Here is a 15,762-nt window from a genome sequence, read left to right as displayed (position 1 = left end):
TCTCACCCCTTGTAGTTTCCGTTTTCCACATATTCCAGCGCGTAGGCCATCAGGCCGAAGGGCTCGTTCCGCTGATCGTTTTCAAAGCGGAACCGGGCCTTGTCCACCCGCTTGATGCGCAGTTTTGTGTGCAGCGTCTTGGTGGTCTGGTCGTTGGAATAGGTGAATTTTGAATAGATCAGGCTCGCATAGCTGAAGTAGCGGGCCTTGCGAGTCTCCTCCCGTAAAAATCCCCAGATGCCCCGCTTCTGGGCATAGAGCTTCACGCTGGTGGCAACAGCCGGGGTCAGCTGCAAAGCAAGATAGCGAAAGGTCTTGTTCTTGTAAAACAGCTTGCCGGAAAAATCCGGCGTCTCCCAAACCGCGTGGATGGGCTGCCCATCATCGTTGTAGCTCTCCTGCGCCTGGGGGTCATCATAAAAGCGGTATACGGCTCCGGTGCTGTCCCCGAAGAAAAGCCGGTCGTTCTCCACCCAGATCGCGCTGGCGGGAAGGTTCGTGCGGTAAAAGCAGGCGTACTGCCGGGTGGAATAGGGTTCGCTCCGCTCCTGTCCCAGGCTCTGCAGCCCGTCCAGAATGTAGGCGTGTCCGTTCACACACAGCCAGTAAAGGTCCCGGAACACCGCAGCCACTGCCCCTGCCAGTCCGCTCTCCCGGGTCAGCGCGCCGTTCACATAGTAGCTCCGGTCCTGGCTGTAGCGCTCACCGCTGATGTCGCTGGGGGTAATGGCGTAAATGCCAAGCGCGGTCAGAAACACCGGCTCGGTGCAAAGGTAGCAGAAGCTGCCCTTCGCCACCGCGCCTGGCCCCTGCAGCGTGTTGGTGATGGGGAAGGCGGGCTGGTTATCCACCAGGTCCCCGCGGCGGATCACCACGTTCCGGTCGGTGTCCCGCTCATCCTTATGGGCGGCCAGATAGTTGTTGATGATGCTGTATCCCATCACCGCGCTGCCGCCGCTGCCCAGGGTGCTGTACCCGGTGTCCGGCCAGTAGGTGGGGTCGTTCTGCCCGGAATACCAGTCATAGCTGGGGTAGTCCGGGTTGCCGGAAAGGAACAGACGGTCCGCCGCGCCGTTTACCCCGAACAGAATGCCGATGTCGCACTTGTTGATCCGGTCGGCGTATCCGGCCACGGTCCGCGCCGCAGTGATCCGCACATTGTCCTGTCCGCTCACCGGGCTCGGCCCTGGGGCGGTGGTGAAGGTCACCACACCGGTCTGCCGGTTTACCGAAAAATCATTTCCCTCACTTTTCTTTACCCAGTCGCCTTGGGCACTCAGCACCTCCACGACCACAGCGGTGGAATCCAGCCCGGAAAAACTCAGGTGGTATTCCTTTGCATCCTCTGTCCCCAGAAACATCTCCTGAAATTTTGGCTGCAGCAGGTTCAGCTGTTCATATTGCTTGCCGCCTCCGGCGGGAGCCTTCGCAATGGTGAACAGAGGAATTTTCGCAACTTCGGATGCCTTTTTTACCGTTTTCCCGTCATAGACCAGCAGAGCTTTGCCATCCGCAAGAAACAGCCGCTCCGCCAGCTGCCAGCTGCGGCTGGGCCGGTCGGCAGCGTCGCTGTATACCAGCTCCGGCTCATCCTCACCGGCAAGGTCCACCCGATACAGCTTTGTTCCGGCATGCAGCAGGCCGGGCTTTTCTCCGTACCCATGGTAGCCGTGAATCGCACCCTCCAGCGTAAACAGCTTTTCATACCCCATGCACTTGCGCACCTTGCCGGGCACGTCCCGGATCAGGTTCTGTCCGTTCGGGCTCTGACTCTTGTCCACGTTGCTGGGGTCGTTGGTCATGTCCACGCCCAGCAGGGTGTCCACCGTCAGCACGCTGCGGCTCACCTGGCTGGGCACCTTAAAGGTCGCCAATCGTCACACCTCCCGTCAGATCCACCCGCTCACGCTGGTGAATTCGTCCGAGGTCACGCCGGAGCAGGGCTGCTTCAGCAGCCCGAAGGCTACCTCGAATTCGTTTCGGTACACCGTGGCAATGGCAATGTCATCGTCCTTGTACAGCTGGCTGGCAATGTACAGCGGCAAAATCACCGCGGCATCCGGGTCAAGGGGGATCTCCTCATCGTCCGGTGTGGTCAGGGTAATGGCAGGGGGCCATGCGTCGTAATAAAACAGCATCCGGCCCTGCACCCCGTCCGGAAGAACTAAAAACCGTCCGCCCACAAGCTGAGCACCGGTCACGGGGCAGGGGGTGCCCGATTCATCAAAGCCGTATACCTCCAGCCGGTCCGCCCGGTAAAAATCCGTCAGCTCCCGGGTCAGGTCAACGGTCAGAACGCCAGCTGCCTTGTCCGGGATCTCGTAGCATTTTCGCAGCGCCTTGCCTGCGGTGCAGAGCAGCTGAAGCCCTTCATTTGCCGCCTGCGGCATGGCGTTCATGTACTCCCGCACGCTCTCATCGTTCTCGTTGATGGTGGTCCCGTCCGCCGAAAACATCTTCTGCAAAACCGCCAGCTTCACGTCTTTCCAGGTCATAAGCCGCCCTCCAGATGTCCGGTGTCCGCCGCGGCAGCCTGGCCGGTCAGTCCGGGCTGTACCCCCGCAGCCTGCAAAGCGGCGGCCTTCTGTTCGTCGATCTCCTGCTTGATGCTCGCCTTCATGGCCTCCGCGTGGGGGTAGCCGGTCTCGGCCAGCAGAGTCCACAGCCGATACTGGCTCTGCAGCTCGTTGATCGGGCCAAAGGCACCCGCCTGATACTTCACGTCGATCATGCTCCACAGGGTCTCCCGGTTGCTGGCCAGGTTGGAGGCCGGGTCCACCTCAAAGATGAACTCATCGCACCAGTAAAATTCGCCGGCCGCGTCCTGCTTCAAAAAGTCGTACCGGTCAAAATGGGTGAACTGCTGCTGTCCGTCCGGCTGCTGATAGGTCAGGGGATAGGGCTCATCCGCGTAGGCCAGCATGAACTGGAACATCAGCTTATACAGCTTCGCGTAGGCCTGGTTTTTCATCTCCCGTTTGGATTGCAGGCGCCCCGCCGACTGGTTGGCCGAGAATTGTTTGGCGGTTCCGCTGGTGGCCGAGGCATCGTACTTGCCCTGGAAGGCATCGGTGATGCCCAGGGTGCTCTTGGCCCAGGCATAGTTTGTTTCCAGCATGTTCTGGTCACGGCTGGTGTCCACCTGCACGTTGACCACGCCAATCATGCTCTTGTCCGCGGGGTTGCGCATCCGCAGCACCTTCAGCTCTCGGTCGGTGGTTTCCACGTTCACCCCTTCGGGCAGGGTCACATAGCTGCCGCCCTTCAGCAGCTTTTCCTCGATCTTGGTGCCGAACTTGGAAACGGCGATCTGCTGGTCCTCGATCACGTCCACATCGCTGGAGCCCAGAAGCTGTCCGAACAGGCGCACGTTGCGCCGCAGCACAAGGGGAAACGCATTCGGTTTGTAGTAGGGGATGGTAGTGCGCACCGGGGGCCCCTCCTGCCAGATGGGTTCGCCGGTCAGAAGATCGGTCTGAATGCTGCCGTCCGGGTTTTTCACCGGCTCCGGCTCTCCCGGTTCAAGGGCGGGGACAAGGGTGCCGTCCGCCAGGGTAATGTCCCGCTCCAGCTCCTGGGCCTCCAGTGGGGCCTGCCGGAATTTTTTCGAGCCGCACACCGGGCATGCGGCGGCGGTGCGCCGAGTCCCGCATTCGCAGCACACCTCACCCCGCCGGGCCTGGTAGTCCTCCAGATCCTCTAGGGTCTGGTCGCCCACCCAGCTGAACAGGCCGATCCCGCCCTCCCGGTTGCGGAAGTAAACAATGTTCTGGGTCACAAGCCCTTCCACATATTCACCATCGGCGGTGCGGGCGCTCACATCGCTCTCGCTTTCCTCTTCGATCTTCACCCCGTACCGCCGTTCCAGATATTCCCGGCTCTGGCTCACCAGCACGAAAATGTACTCCATCTTCTCCACGTCGTACACGCCCGGCTGGGGGATCACCTGCTTAGGATGGCGCTCGCACACGCTCAGATCGCCCAGCGTGCAGTGGAAGCCCGCGTTCGGGTCCCACTCCACCTGCCAGTAGTCGCCGCCCTGAATGGGCACCGTGCGCTCCTGCAGATCGTTCAGCTCCTTGAAATTCAGCAGCCGGATCTGGTTGAGCAGCAGTGCCTCGATCTTGCGGGCCAGCTCCTTGTCCTCCGGGTGGATGGCGGTCACCCGAGGCTGGGGCACGGTGCTGTCCACCTGGCTCTCGATCAGCTCATACACGATGTTGCGCACGTTGGTGGCGTCCTTGGCCTTGCTTGCACCGGAGGCCGCGGGGATGGAATGGTCGCCGGTGTAGTAGGCCTGCCGCCGGTCCATCTTTTGGCGCAGCGGGTCGTAGCTGCGCTTTGCGTAGTCCAGCCGGGCCTGCCATTTCGCGCGCTTTGCCGCAGAGCCCTGGGGCTGCATAAGCTTTGCGCGCCTCAAAAATCCTTCCTTCATAGGCCCTCCTGTCTTTGCATGAAGGCCGCACCGCCGGCACAAAACCGGCGGTGCGGTCCGGTCCGCTTACTCGCCCAGCTGGGTGCCGCTGCTCATCTGCGCGCCGCACAGTGCAATGCAGCGCCAGTTGTTGAAGCCCGCGCCAAAGCGGGCGCGGCCCTTGAACACGTTGGCGTCGGTGTTGGGGTCAATGTCGCTGCGCACGGTCAGGGGCAGGCGATCCAGCCAGGGCAGGCACTCGTAGCTGTCCTTGAATTTCGAGTCCAGCAAATAAAAATACTCGCCGCCGGCCAGCTTCTGGGGCAGGTAAGGCCAGACGATCACGTTCCACAGCCCCACCTGGAAGTTCACCGCGTTGTTGTTGCTGTCCGGGTCCAGGTCACTGCCGATGGCGGCGAACACCTTCCGCTTCAGGCTGCCCACGTTGGGAATCACGATGGTGTCCGGGGCCACGTTCAGCAGGTTGCCGTTGTCATCGGTGAACATCTGCATCTTCTCCTGCACTTCGTCCAGGATCTCCGCCGAAAAGGCGGCTTTGAACAGGTTGGACTGGTTGCCGGTGTTCTTGGTGATGCTGGGGTGGTCCTTGGAAAACAGGGCCACGTTATCTGCGCTGGCGGTGCTGTAGGTCTTCTGGTTGAACTTCACCGTCTTGCCGGTGCCGCCCGCCAGCAGGGCCGCGGCGAACTTCTCCCGGGTGCGGTTGTAGCTCTGGGTGAAGATGTTGGCCCGGCTGCGGATCTTGCCGATCTTGGCGTCCTCCATCATCTCCTGGGTCACCTCAAAGCTGGATTTCCAGGTGGTGGGCTCCACCACCTTGGAATAGCCCTCCTGGATGCTGGTCTTGGGGTAGGCACCGTTCTCGCCCACGTCGGCAAAGTCGCCCATGCTGGTCTCGCTGGTGTACTTCTCGGCGTAGTTCTTGGTGGTGTCCATGCTGAAGATCTTGTCCACGGCGCTGAATTCCTGGAAGGCCTCCACGCCGCTCTCGATCAGGGCCTTAATGGGTTCCTGGCTTTTGCCGAAGATGCTGTTCGCCACGCCGGAGCCCTCGGAAAAAATAATGCTCATATCCTGCTGTCCTCCTTTTCGTCACTGTCTGCGGGTTCAGCCGCCCGCACCGGCCGCCGCCCGGAAGTAGCCGCGCACGATGCCGCCGCTGGCCGCTTCGTCGGTCTCGGTCACAACAAAGCTGCCGCCGCCGGTGGCGGTCACGCCGTCCGCGGTGGTGTTCAGCTGCACGTCGGTGCCCACCTTGGCCGCGTCGATCTGGGCCTCGGCCCGGGTCTCAAAAATGGTGGCGGGCAGCACCCGGATCACCGGATAGCAGCCGTCCTCCCGCTTCGGCCCCTGCACAATGTATTCCGCCGTATCGGCGGCGTCGCACTTGGCCAGCTGGCCGCTGGCCAGCTTGGCGGCGCTGCCCAGGGCAAGGCCTTCCGCGCCGGGCAGAAATTCAAAGGGCTCCACGTCGCCGATGGCCCGCTTGTAAACAGAAAACATACGCTTACTCTCCTTTGCTGTAATTTTTGTGGAAGCGGGAAATATCCTCCCGGGTCCATTTGGGATTGAATCTGCGGTATTCCGCAATGATCTCCTCGGTCAGTCCATCCTCCGCACCGGCCTTACCGCCCACCGGGGCCAGATGCTGCTTGCCCCGGGCCGCGTTGATGGCTGCCTGCTTGGCGCCGCTGGCCTGCCGGTCCTGCAGACGCTGGAAAAACGCCAGCTTGTATGCGTCCACCAGGTCGTAGCCGCCGCGCACCAGCCGGTCGAATTCAGCAAATTCCGGTTGGCGGCGAATGTCCTCCAGGCTCTTCATCTCCGGGTCCAGCCGGCTGATCTGTGCCATGCGCTCGGCAAGCAGCTGCTCGCCCCGCACAAGATCCTGCTGGCGCTGCATCTGGTGCACCCGGGTCTGCAGCTGCTGGTTCTCTTCCTCCAGCCGACGGCGGGCCGGGTCGTTCTGCAAGGCGTCCATCAGCTGCCGGGCCTGTTCGGGCTCCATGCCGCTGGCTGCCTGGCGAACGGCCTGCTCCCGGCGCAGCTGCTCCTGCGCGTCCAGCGCGGCAAAGTAATCCTCCGCCGTCTGAATGGGCTTGCCGGTCACGGGGTTGGTCAGGTGGCCGAACCGCTGGGCAAACATCCGGTCGGTTCGTTCTCTGGCCTGTGCCTCCGCCTTCCGCCGGGAGATCGCCCAGATCTGATCCTGGGTCAGGCCGCTCTGGCTGCTTTGGCTGCTTTGGCCGTCCGGCCTGCTGTCGGTCTCCTCACTGCGGTCCTCCTGTTCCTGTTCGGGGTCGTTCTCCGTCCGGGTCGCTGCACCGGAAGTCTCGCTCTCGGAAAACACCTCTTCCAGGGTCCTTGCGGCAGGGGCGGCTCCTTCCTGCCCGGGCTGCTGGCCCATTGCGCCGCCATTGTGTTCCAGTTCCATAAAAACCTCCTGGCAGCTACCACGCCGCTGCCCGGCTAAACATTCGGGGAAAAACATTCAAAGAGTGAAAAACGCGGCTTAAAGCAGAGCGGCCGGTCCGGCAAGATGCCCGCTTATCCGGCCGCTCTGCCGGGCCTCACTTGCTGCCTTTGGCCCGCAGGTCGCCGCCCTTGCTCACCACGGGCTTTTTGCCGGGCGAGGTCTTGCCGGCCTTCACCATCTGGCCGCTCTTGCCGTTCACATTCAGCTTCATCTGTTTCACCTCCCTTGCTGCTGGGGTTCGTGGGCAGCTTCGGTCGTTACCCGAAGCTCCGCCACCACCCGCCGGGCCTCTCCCGGCGCGGTGCAATTGGAGCACTGCGGATTCCGGCAGGCCAGCTTCAGGCTGGTGCCGGTGCGCTGTGTCACCATCATCTCAATGCCGCACTGGGGGCAGCGCATCGTTTCTTCACCTCCCGCAGAACGGATCGCCGTATTTCTGGATCAGATACGCCTTTCCGGCACTGTCCGCATTGTCGTAATCCTCGTAAAGGTCCGCCTCCCAGATGGCCCGCCGGGGTTTGTCCGTCTGCTTTGCGGGCAGCGGCCACCATACGCAGAAATACCGCAGGCTGTCCGGGGCATGGGTCAGGTTGTGGGGGGTCTTGGCGTACACATCCGGGTTTTTCTCGTCCTTCTGGATCTTCTGCAGATGCTGCATCAGGGTGGGGCAGTCCATGAACTGCATCCAGGGGGTCCCGGTGGCCGGGTCGGCTGCCAGCCATTGCTTCATGGCAGCGCACCCGGCCGCAAAATCCCGGCTGCTTTTGGTCAGGCTCAGCCCGTTTTCCCGGAACAGATCCGCCCGGCTGCGCCCGCTTTCCTGGCTGCGGCTCCAAAGGTCGGGCGGCGCAAGGAACAGTTCAATGTCCTCGCCCTCGCTCATCCGAAGAATTGCCGCCGCTGCCTGGCCGATGGTCTGGTTCGGCTCGTCGTATTCCCGGTACACCACCGCGTGGCCGCTCTGATCCACGTCGATCCAGTGCACGCTCAGCATGTCCAGCCCATAGTCCAGCGAAACATACCGCCGCCCCGCCTGCAAAAGCGGCTGGGTGCGCCGGTGGGTCTTGGCCTTCACTTCGGGGAAGTAGGCGCCGCCGGGAACGGTCAGGGCCTCCTCCACCGTGGCGGGGTATTCCTCCAGGGTCTTGTCCTCACCCAGCGCGCCCAGCGTGTTCCGATACCACTGCTGGTCCCGGCGCGGGTCCGCGCTCCAGGGCAGAAAGATCTTGTGGAAGCCGTTGTCGGGGTTGGTGAAGATCTCCTCGAACAGGGTCCCCCGCTTGATGGTGGAAAGCCCGATCACCCGGCCGCCGGTGGGCCGGTTCACAACCGGGAAAGCAGACTGCCAGATCTCCTGTGCAAACTGCTGGAAGGCCCATTCGTCAATGATGATCAGGTCGGCGGTGAAGGAGCGGCCCACCGCCGGGCTGGAAGGGAAAGCCTTGAACACGCTCTCCGGCCGGTCCGGAAAATGCACGGTCAGGCTCAGCGCTGTCACGGCAAACACCGGCCCGTCCCAGCCGGGGGGCACATGGCCCTCCTCGGCCACGAACTCAGGCATGTAGCGCAGGATCACGCCCAGCCGGCGCACCAGCTCCTTGGCCTCGTCCTCCGAGCGGGAAAGACCCACCACCGTGCGCCCCGCGCTCAGAACCACCAGCCGGGCACCCTCGCAGAGTGCCAGCCAGGTAAAGCCCAGCTGGCGGGCCTTCAGCACCACATTCAGCCGGTAGCGGCTGAATTCTTCCAGGGCGCGGCGCTGGCCGTCCCAAAGGCGGAAGGGAACGATCAGCTCCGCCGCGTCCTTGTCCTCAATGTGGCAGTAGGTCTCCACAAAATATACCGGGTTTTCCCGGCAAAACTCCGCCTCCGCCTGCCGGATCGCGGCTGGGCTCAGCTCCATCCCGTCTCCTCCTTCCAATCAAACATAAGCCGCCCCAATATCCCATAGCGGCAAACAGGGTGCGGCGCTCCGGTGCGTGGTGTATCACACATGGCCCGCGCCCCAAACCGCTGCGTCGTGTGTCCGGTGCCCGCCGTCCCGCTGTGCAAAGCAGGCAAGCGTCCGGGCGAATCAGCACACGGAAAAATTCATTGTCACGGCCAGGGGAAGGGCAGGAGGGAGGGCGTGAGCATTCGCCCTCCTCCCTTACCCCGTGACCGGCAGGGAAGCGGAACGCAGTTACCCCCGTAGGGGGTACCGTTTTCTTCCCAAGGGAAAATATCGGGCATTCACCGACTTTTTCCCTCAAAGGGAAATTTTCGGTTCGCCACCGTGTTTTTCCTTTCCCGCCAAAGCGGCTGAGAAAGGCACAAAAGACCGGTTTTTTTTAGCGGGGTTCTTTTGCGGGCCGCATATTTTTTACGCTCCGGCCATAATCGCAGCCGGGGGTCGCCCGCATGGGGGGAGGGGGGTCATCGCCCCATCCGCCCGCATCCGTCCGGCACACCATCCGCAAAAAAAGAAGGGAAGCAGGGCCGCCCTCCTGTCAGCCAGCCACCGAACCGGCCTCCGTGTATCCGCACCAGCGCCCGGCAGCCTCCCGATGAAAAGGGAAGGCCGGAGAACAAACCAATCCGTCTGCCCTCCGGCCATCACCCCCTTTCCGCCCGTCATCCCAGGCACCAGTCCCCCCAGCAGGAACCAATCCAGCCGGGCATCCATGCAGCTCAGTCCGCCCCGCAGCCATCCCGGCCACAAAGCAGGGCCCAGCCACAGGCGCAGCCAGTCAACCTCTTGGAAGCTGGCAAAAGCCAGCTCGCAAAGTCCCATACCCCGCCGCATCCCCGGCCATCCTCATCCCCGGTGAAGAACTCACATGCCGGGGTTGCAGTGCAACCGGAGCGGCCGGTCACGATTCCGCGGGAGCGAACCGGCGCGCTTCGTCCACTGCAAGGCGTTCTGCCGTGCCTGGTTGGATTTGTAGCACCGAACGCGTTGCAGTTTCGCTAAATAGCTGTTTGACGAAACAGAAAATCACGATTTTATGCGGAAAATTCAGAATAACAGGAAAGCGTCCTGTTTATTCCTGCCGGGTTTTATCCTTTTGTTGCAATCTGGCGGCTACATTGGCCATCAGCTGGCGGTCCGCGTCGGTCATCCCGGTGGACACCTGCACATCATCGGCAGGCTTGTCACCGGCGGAATCCCGCACAAAAACAGCGGCTTTGGTGTTTCCGGCCATGGCCTGTGCCACCTGTGCCAGCGTCATCGCCTCGTAAAGGTCCAGCGGCTGCCCCCGTTCCTCGGCCAGCTTCTGAGCCACCTGCGTCAGCTCTCCCAGCTCGGCAGCCCCCTGCGGAGCCTCCATCGCAAGCAGGTCCGCACAGATCTCCCGGATCGCCCGCTTTCTCCGGCGGTTTTCGGCACTTTTCTGCCCACCCTTGCGCCCAATCTCCCGAGCTTCCTCCGAACTCGGCACCCGCAAATTCTCCATCCCAGACGCCACACATCACACCCCCTTTGCAACAAAAAAGGCCCGCTCCCGAAAAGGAAGCAGGCCGCCGCGAATGCAGCAAAAAAGCCGCCCCGGAATCTTTTCCAGTGACGGCTCTTTTTTATACTTATCACTATACCAAGTTTATCATTTCGCTGTCTCACTGTCAAGCGCAGAAGACGCATTGCAAAGCGAATTATCGGGATTCGGAGAAAATGTGTAACCATCGCGCTCCATGCGTTCCCGCACGGCTTGCAATATATATGCCTGCAGGCTTTGCCCTTTGGCTGCTGCTGCTTCTCGAATAGCAGCGCCCTCAGCTTTGTAAGGCTTAATCAGAATTTGCATATACTTTTGGTCGCTTTTTTTGTTGCTGGCTTTCTTTGCCTCGCTCAGAGCCATATCAACACCTCCCGAAGATATTGTATCACAAATCTAAACGGCACGATATAGTGAAAGATGCACAAAATCAGAAGGCACGATATAGTGCTAACTGCCAATTATGAAGAATGTTCACGATATCGTGTTGACAATGGCACGATATCGTGCTAGCATAGAGGCACAGCAAGGGAGGCAGAAAGGAGGCTGCCAATGAAGTTTGCGGAATGGCAAAATCTCAATGCCGCCCAAAAACGAGCTGCCTTTGAGGCATACAAAAAAGAGTGGTTAGCTACTCGCAATATGTGTGCTTGCGTCTTAGCCGTCGGCTGCCTCGTTCCAGCCGGAATAATACCAGGCAGCAGAAGACGAACAGCACCAGCGCGGCGTCCGGCGCGGTGTGGGTGCGGCAGATCACCCGGGGCGCAAGGGTACTGATCACATCAGCTGTACCGGGAAGCCAACGAAGAAACAACCGGAAAAAGCAAAGGGAAAGCCCCAGATGCAGCGGGCGCGCCGCGGCCAGCGGCCAGAGTGGAAGCTCCGGGCAGAGCAGCGCCCGCACCTGCAAAAACACCGAGAGACTCTGCACGCTCAGCGCGGCGCAGCAGGCCAGAGCAGCATAGCCGGGCAGCGCCGCCCCCGCCGCACAGCCGCTGGTCACCTCCAGCCCGGCACAGAGGGCGTAAAATCTCGCAGCGTCCAGCGAAAGAGCCTGCGCGGCGGTCTCGCACAGAAAACGAAAAAACACCACGAAGCCGCATACGATCAGCATGGAATGCACCGCGCTTTGAATCGCCCCTACCAGACCGGCGGGCTGGTTTGCGGTTGCAGGTGCGCTCGATCTGAAGGAGCAGGGGGCGACACTTTCGGGGCGCAGCGCCAAAAGAAACCGGAACGCCAGCGCGGTGCATACATTGGCCGCCAGCATCGCTCCCAGCAGGCAGACGCCCAGCGGCGCGCTGCCCAGCATCAGAAGGCCTACGGTGTTCACCACGAAAGCCGGGCCGGAGCCGACCCCGCATACCAATAACAGAATCGCCTGTCTGCGGTCAAGCTCGCCTTGGTGGTAAGATCGAGAAATAGCCGATGCAGCCACCGCAAAGCCGCCCAGCCAGCACAGCAGCAAAACCGTGGCGGCCCGCCGCTGCCGGATGCCCAGACCCAGCCGGGTCACCGGGTAAAGCGCAAGACCCAGCCATTCGGCCAGCGGGCTTTCCAGAATCAGTCCGGTGACCACAAAAAATGGGAACAGTGCAGGAATTACCTGAAAGGCGCAGCTTTTCAGCCCGGCCAGCACCCCCCGAGCGCTCGGTCCCGGCAGGCAGGCCAGCAGGCAAAGAATTCCCAGTGCCGCTGCACCCAGGCAAAAACCCTTGCCGTCAAATTTCTTCATAACATGTTCCTCCCTCGTCGTATATATGCGTGTAACGGGCTGAAAAAGGGGGCGGGCTGCGGTGAAGCGCAAACCAAAACGAATCAAGGAACCGGCGGGCCGGATTCTGCGGGATCTGTTCTGCCAACCGGCGGCGGATTTTTACGCGCAGCCAATGCTGCACATCAATTGCTACGGGCAGGTGCAGGTGGAGAACTGCCGGGAGATCCTGCTGTACGACAGCAGCCAGATCCAGCTGGACATGGGCCGCTGGGAGGTGACCCTGTATGGCGACGGGCTGGAGCTCTGCGCGGCCAGTCGGGGCCAGCTGCTTTTGCGGGGCCGAGTGCTGCGCACGGAATTTTCCTACAAGGAGGGGAATTGAGATGGCAAAGCTGTGGAGCGGGCTGTTTGCCCGGGTGCGGTTCGTGGCACTGGGCGGGCGATACGAGCGATTTGTGAGCCGGTGCGCGCAGGCGGGCATTCCGCTGGCCCGGCTGCGGCCGATGCCGGGCGGGGTGTGCGGTGTGATGCCTGCCCGCTATTACAAACGGGCGGCGGCACAGGCGCGCCCCTGCCGCACCCGGCTGCGGGTTAAGCGGCGCCAGGGGCTCTGGTTCCGGCTGCGGAACTATCAGGGGCGCTGGGGGCTTTTGCTGGGGCCGCTGGCCTTCGCGGCGGTGTTTGTGCTGATGCAGCAGATGGTCTGGTCCATCCGTTACGACGCCGCCCTCACCCCGGCGGAGCGTTCCGGCATCCGGCAGGCGCTCTACTCCATGGATATTTACGAGGGCGCTTTTTTAAACCAGACCCGGCTGCGCCAGGCAGAAAAACAGCTGCTGAACCAGAACGACGGCCTGGCCTGGGTTTCGCTGAACTTTTCCGGCGGGCGATTGGTGGTGGAGGCCGCTTCCGCACAGCCCCAGCCCGCGGTGGAGGACAACGACTTTACCGATTTGACCGCTCTCACCGATGGGCTGATCCTGGAAATGAACGTGCAGGAAGGGTTCGCAGCAAAGCAGCCGGGCCAGACGGTGGCGGCGGGGGAGGTGCTGGTCACCGCAGGAAAGCTGGACCGGGACGGCGCTTTGATCCCAGTGCATGCCAAGGGTACGGTGCAGGCCCGGTTCACCCGCAGTTACCAGTGTACCCAGCCACTGGAATACCAAAGCCAGCTGCCCACCGGCCGGGTGTGGAGCTGCCTCAGCCTGCGGGCGGCAGGACGCAGACTCGCGCTGCCCGCCCGGCAGCCCGGTGAGCTGGACTGCTGCACCACTACCCACCGGCCGCTTACCCTGTTCGGCTTTGCGCTGCCGGTCACGGTGGAGGAGCAGCTGGTGATGGAGTGGCAGAGCGAGACGGTACATCTGACCGAAGACCAGGCCCGGGACAAGGCCCGTCTTGCCTGCCTGCGCCAGCTGTTCCGGGACTTCCCGGACGCACGCATCCTGCGCCAGACCGAGGAGGTTTCGGCCGGGGAAAACAGCGTTACCGTCACGGTGGTCCTGCAGGTGGAGGCCAACATCGCGTCGGCAGAGCGGATGTGAAAGGGTGGACGAAAAATTTTGTTGATTTTTAACAGTTCCATTGCAAAAATTTTGTGATATAATTATTGCTGAAATATTATATGCATTTTTGTTAAAACACAAAATTTGGGCAAAAATACAGCAAAAACAAACAAAAAAGCAGGTGTACAATGGCCGAAAAACTGATTGAACTGAACAGTGTGGACACAGCGCTTGCCATCTTTGGCAGCTGCGACGAAAACATCCGTTTGCTGGAGGGCGAATTCGGGATCACCGCGGTGTGCCGCGGCACCCAGATCAAGTTCACCGGCGAGCCGGAGGGCGTGGCCGCCGCAAGCCGTGCGGTGGACGCGATGCTCACGCTGCTGGAAAATCATACCCCCCTGGAGGAGCAGACGGTGCGCTACTGCATCAGCCTGGCCAGTGCAGGAGAGGATAGCCGGGTGCAGGAGCTGACCGAGGACTTCGTGGCCATCACAGCCAAGGGCCGGCCGGTGCGCCCCAAGACCCTGGGCCAGAAGGAATACCTGAATTCCATCCGTAAAAACGCCATTACCTTCGGCGTGGGGCCCGCCGGTACCGGCAAGACCTATCTGGCGGTGGCCATGGCGGTGAAGGCCTTCAAGAGCAAGGAGGTCACCCGCATCATCCTGACCCGCCCGGCGGTGGAAGCGGGCGAGAAGCTGGGCTTTTTGCCCGGCGATCTGCAGAACAAGGTGGACCCCTATCTGCGCCCTCTGTACGATGGCCTGTATGACATGCTGGGTCCCGAAACCTTCCAGAAGCTGCAGGAAAAGCAGAGCATTGAGGTGGCGCCGCTGGCCTACATGCGCGGCCGCACGCTGGACGATGCGTTCATCATTCTGGACGAGGCCCAGAACACCAGCCCCGAGCAGATGAAGATGTTCCTCACCCGTATGGGCGTGGGCAGCAAGGTGGTGGTCACCGGCGACGTGACCCAGATCGACCTGCCGGACAAGGCCCGCAGCGGCCTGGTGGACGCGTTGAGCGTGTTGAAAAACGTGGAAGGCATCGGACGGGTGTATTTCAGCGAGAAGGATGTGGTCCGCCACCGTCTGGTGCAGCAGATCGTAAAAGCATATGACCGGGCCGCCGCCGCGCGGTCCCGCAGGAACGGGTAAGTTTACCCCATAGAACAGCGAGGAGAGAAGCTATGTCGAACAAAGTTTACATCACCAATCATCAAAAAGCCGTAAAGATCCCTTCCGGGCTGCGTATCCTGATTCGCCGCAGCTGCAATGCGGTGCTGGAATACGAGAAGTTCGAAGGCCCCGCTGAGATCAGCGTCACCTTTGTGGACAATGCAGCCATCAAGGAGCTGAACGCCCAGTACCGTGGCAAGGATATGCCCACCGACGTGCTCAGCTTCCCCTTGGGCGAGAACGGCGTGTACGACAAAAACGAGGATACCGGCGCCAGCCTGCTGGGCGACATTGTGATTTCGATGGAAAAGGCCATGGAGCAGGCGGAGCTCTACGGCCACGCGCTGCAGCGTGAGGTGGCCTTTCTGACTGTTCATTCCATGCTGCACCTGCTGGGCTATGACCACGAGGCCGGTGGCCTGGAGGCGGTGCGCATGCGGGAAAAGGAGGAGGCCGTGCTGATTCAGCTGGGCCTGCCCCGCACCGTTTCCTACACCACCGATGAAATCTGAGCTGCGCCGCTTTCTGCGGGGCTTTCGCTACGCAGCCAGCGGGGTATGGGCGGCCCTTCGCGCCGAGCGCAACCTGCGCTTTCATCTGTGCGCGGCGGTGTATGTGCTGCTGTTCAGCCGCTTTTATTCCTTCAGCCGGGCGGAATATGCGCTTTTATTCCTCTGCATCGGCGGCGTGATGAGTCTGGAATTGATGAACAGCGCGGTGGAACGGGCCGTGGACCGGCCGGACGCCGCCCATTGGGCCGCCGCCGGCCTTGCCAAGGACATGGCGGCGGGGGCGGTGCTGGTGTTCAGTATTGCTGCCGCCGCAGTGGGCCTTGTGCTGTTCTGGCAACCTGCCGTGCTGGCGGGCATTCCGGGCTGGCTGGCGAGTCATCCGCTGGCGCTGGCGCTGTTGGCGGTATCGCTGCCCTGCGCTGTGTGCTTTGTGCTGCAACCAAAAAAGAAAGGGTAACTG

16 protein-coding genes are annotated in these 15,762 nt (G+C 61.7%); 5 read left to right on the top strand and 11 right to left on the bottom strand.

Going from position 1 to position 15,762, the window contains the following annotated elements; translation table 11 throughout:
- Nucleotides 1–2: 2 nt before the first annotated feature.
- From B5G03_RS07045 to B5G03_RS06990, 11 genes are all read right to left on the bottom strand, one after another.
- Nucleotides 3–1,874 carry a hypothetical protein gene (locus tag B5G03_RS07045; RefSeq protein ID WP_087181033.1) on the bottom strand — a complete coding sequence of 624 codons (1,872 nt, stop codon included), beginning with the start codon at nt 1,872–1,874 and terminating at the stop codon, nt 3–5.
- Between the two features lie 15 nt (nt 1,875–1,889).
- Complete coding sequence (locus tag B5G03_RS07040) at nt 1,890–2,495, bottom strand: hypothetical protein (protein WP_087181032.1); 606 nt, start codon at nt 2,493–2,495, stop codon at nt 1,890–1,892.
- Entirely contained in the window at nt 2,492–4,402 is a 1,911-nt protein-coding gene (locus B5G03_RS07035) for a hypothetical protein (RefSeq protein ID WP_087181031.1), read from the bottom strand. The genes B5G03_RS07040 and B5G03_RS07035 overlap by 4 nt, the downstream gene beginning before the upstream one ends.
- 99 nt (nt 4,403–4,501) lie before the next feature.
- Complete coding sequence (locus B5G03_RS07030; RefSeq protein ID WP_087181030.1) at nt 4,502–5,506, bottom strand: phage major capsid protein; 1,005 nt, start codon at nt 5,504–5,506, stop codon at nt 4,502–4,504.
- Between the two features lie 36 nt (nt 5,507–5,542).
- The gene (locus B5G03_RS07025) at nt 5,543–5,938 is read right to left on the bottom strand and encodes a hypothetical protein (protein WP_087181029.1); all 396 of its coding nucleotides are present in this window, start codon (nt 5,936–5,938) and stop codon (nt 5,543–5,545) included.
- 4 nt (nt 5,939–5,942) lie between these two features.
- The gene (locus B5G03_RS07020) at nt 5,943–6,869 is read right to left on the bottom strand and encodes a hypothetical protein (RefSeq protein ID WP_087181028.1); all 927 of its coding nucleotides are present in this window, start codon (nt 6,867–6,869) and stop codon (nt 5,943–5,945) included.
- Nucleotides 6,870–7,127: 258 nt separating this feature from the next.
- Nucleotides 7,128–7,310 carry a hypothetical protein gene (locus B5G03_RS07015; RefSeq protein WP_087181027.1) on the bottom strand — a complete coding sequence of 61 codons (183 nt, stop codon included), beginning with the start codon at nt 7,308–7,310 and terminating at the stop codon, nt 7,128–7,130.
- Nucleotides 7,311–7,317: 7 nt separating this feature from the next.
- On the bottom strand, nt 7,318–8,814 hold the full coding sequence (locus B5G03_RS07010; RefSeq protein WP_087181026.1) for a terminase large subunit: 1,497 nt from the start codon (nt 8,812–8,814) through the stop codon (nt 7,318–7,320).
- 1,120 nt (nt 8,815–9,934) lie between these two features.
- Nucleotides 9,935–10,333, bottom strand: coding sequence for a KGG domain-containing protein (locus B5G03_RS07000; RefSeq protein ID WP_162613362.1), 399 nt, complete (start codon nt 10,331–10,333; stop codon nt 9,935–9,937).
- Between the two features lie 162 nt (nt 10,334–10,495).
- Entirely contained in the window at nt 10,496–10,750 is a 255-nt protein-coding gene (locus B5G03_RS06995; protein WP_206423611.1) for a hypothetical protein, read from the bottom strand.
- A 268-nt stretch (nt 10,751–11,018) separates the two neighbouring features.
- Nucleotides 11,019–12,122: a nucleoside recognition domain-containing protein gene (locus tag B5G03_RS06990; RefSeq protein ID WP_087181023.1), complete on the bottom strand. Its 1,104-nt coding sequence runs from the start codon at nt 12,120–12,122 to the stop codon at nt 11,019–11,021.
- A gap of 61 nt (nt 12,123–12,183) precedes the next feature.
- On the opposite strand from B5G03_RS06990, the gene B5G03_RS06985 reads away from it, so the two are divergent.
- From B5G03_RS06985 to B5G03_RS06965, 5 genes are all read left to right on the top strand, one after another.
- Nucleotides 12,184–12,486 (top strand): YabP/YqfC family sporulation protein, encoded by a 303-nt coding sequence (locus tag B5G03_RS06985; RefSeq protein ID WP_087181022.1) that lies wholly within the window; start codon nt 12,184–12,186, stop codon nt 12,484–12,486.
- A 1-nt stretch (nt 12,487) separates the two neighbouring features.
- Nucleotides 12,488–13,648 carry a sporulation protein YqfD gene (locus B5G03_RS06980; RefSeq protein WP_162613361.1) on the top strand — a complete coding sequence of 387 codons (1,161 nt, stop codon included), beginning with the start codon at nt 12,488–12,490 and terminating at the stop codon, nt 13,646–13,648.
- Nucleotides 13,649–13,797: 149 nt separating this feature from the next.
- Nucleotides 13,798–14,769, top strand: a complete 972-nt coding sequence (locus tag B5G03_RS06975; RefSeq protein WP_087181020.1) for a PhoH family protein — start codon at nt 13,798–13,800, stop codon at nt 14,767–14,769.
- A 32-nt stretch (nt 14,770–14,801) separates the two neighbouring features.
- Entirely contained in the window at nt 14,802–15,302 is a 501-nt protein-coding gene (gene ybeY, locus B5G03_RS06970) for an rRNA maturation RNase YbeY (RefSeq protein ID WP_087181019.1), read from the top strand.
- Complete coding sequence (locus tag B5G03_RS06965) at nt 15,292–15,759, top strand: diacylglycerol kinase family protein (RefSeq protein ID WP_087181018.1); 468 nt, start codon at nt 15,292–15,294, stop codon at nt 15,757–15,759. Before ybeY ends, B5G03_RS06965 begins: the two co-directional genes overlap by 11 nt.
- The last annotated feature ends 3 nt before the right edge of the window (nt 15,760–15,762 follow it).

Source organism: Gemmiger sp. An50 (assembly GCF_002161595.1).
Taxonomy (GTDB): domain Bacteria; phylum Bacillota; class Clostridia; order Oscillospirales; family Ruminococcaceae; genus Allofournierella.
The sequence above is the reverse complement of the archived record's forward strand: the minus strand, read 5'-3'. Positions and strand labels throughout refer to the sequence as shown.

Excerpts from the sequence above, each read along its gene's own strand:
- B5G03_RS07040 (WP_087181032.1), bottom strand. The coding sequence starts at position 2,495 with ATGACCTGGAAAGACGTGAAGCTGGCGGTTTTGCAGAAGATGTTTTCG.
- B5G03_RS06980 (WP_162613361.1), top strand. The coding sequence starts at position 12,488 with ATGGCAAAGCTGTGGAGCGGGCTGTTTGCCCGGGTGCGGTTCGTGGCA.
- B5G03_RS06975 (WP_087181020.1), top strand. The coding sequence starts at position 13,798 with ATGGCCGAAAAACTGATTGAACTGAACAGTGTGGACACAGCGCTTGCC.
- B5G03_RS07015 (WP_087181027.1), bottom strand. The coding sequence starts at position 7,310 with ATGCGCTGCCCCCAGTGCGGCATTGAGATGATGGTGACACAGCGCACC.
- B5G03_RS06990 (WP_087181023.1), bottom strand. The coding sequence starts at position 12,122 with ATGAAGAAATTTGACGGCAAGGGTTTTTGCCTGGGTGCAGCGGCACTG.
- B5G03_RS07025 (WP_087181029.1), bottom strand. The coding sequence starts at position 5,938 with ATGTTTTCTGTTTACAAGCGGGCCATCGGCGACGTGGAGCCCTTTGAA.
- ybeY (WP_087181019.1), top strand. The coding sequence starts at position 14,802 with ATGTCGAACAAAGTTTACATCACCAATCATCAAAAAGCCGTAAAGATC.
- B5G03_RS07020 (WP_087181028.1), bottom strand. The coding sequence starts at position 6,869 with ATGGAACTGGAACACAATGGCGGCGCAATGGGCCAGCAGCCCGGGCAG.
- B5G03_RS07030 (WP_087181030.1), bottom strand. The coding sequence starts at position 5,506 with ATGAGCATTATTTTTTCCGAGGGCTCCGGCGTGGCGAACAGCATCTTC.
- B5G03_RS07010 (WP_087181026.1), bottom strand. The coding sequence starts at position 8,814 with ATGGAGCTGAGCCCAGCCGCGATCCGGCAGGCGGAGGCGGAGTTTTGC.
- B5G03_RS06995 (WP_206423611.1), bottom strand. The coding sequence starts at position 10,750 with ATGGCTCTGAGCGAGGCAAAGAAAGCCAGCAACAAAAAAAGCGACCAA.
- B5G03_RS07035 (WP_087181031.1), bottom strand. The coding sequence starts at position 4,402 with ATGCAGCCCCAGGGCTCTGCGGCAAAGCGCGCGAAATGGCAGGCCCGG.
- B5G03_RS06965 (WP_087181018.1), top strand. The coding sequence starts at position 15,292 with ATGAAATCTGAGCTGCGCCGCTTTCTGCGGGGCTTTCGCTACGCAGCC.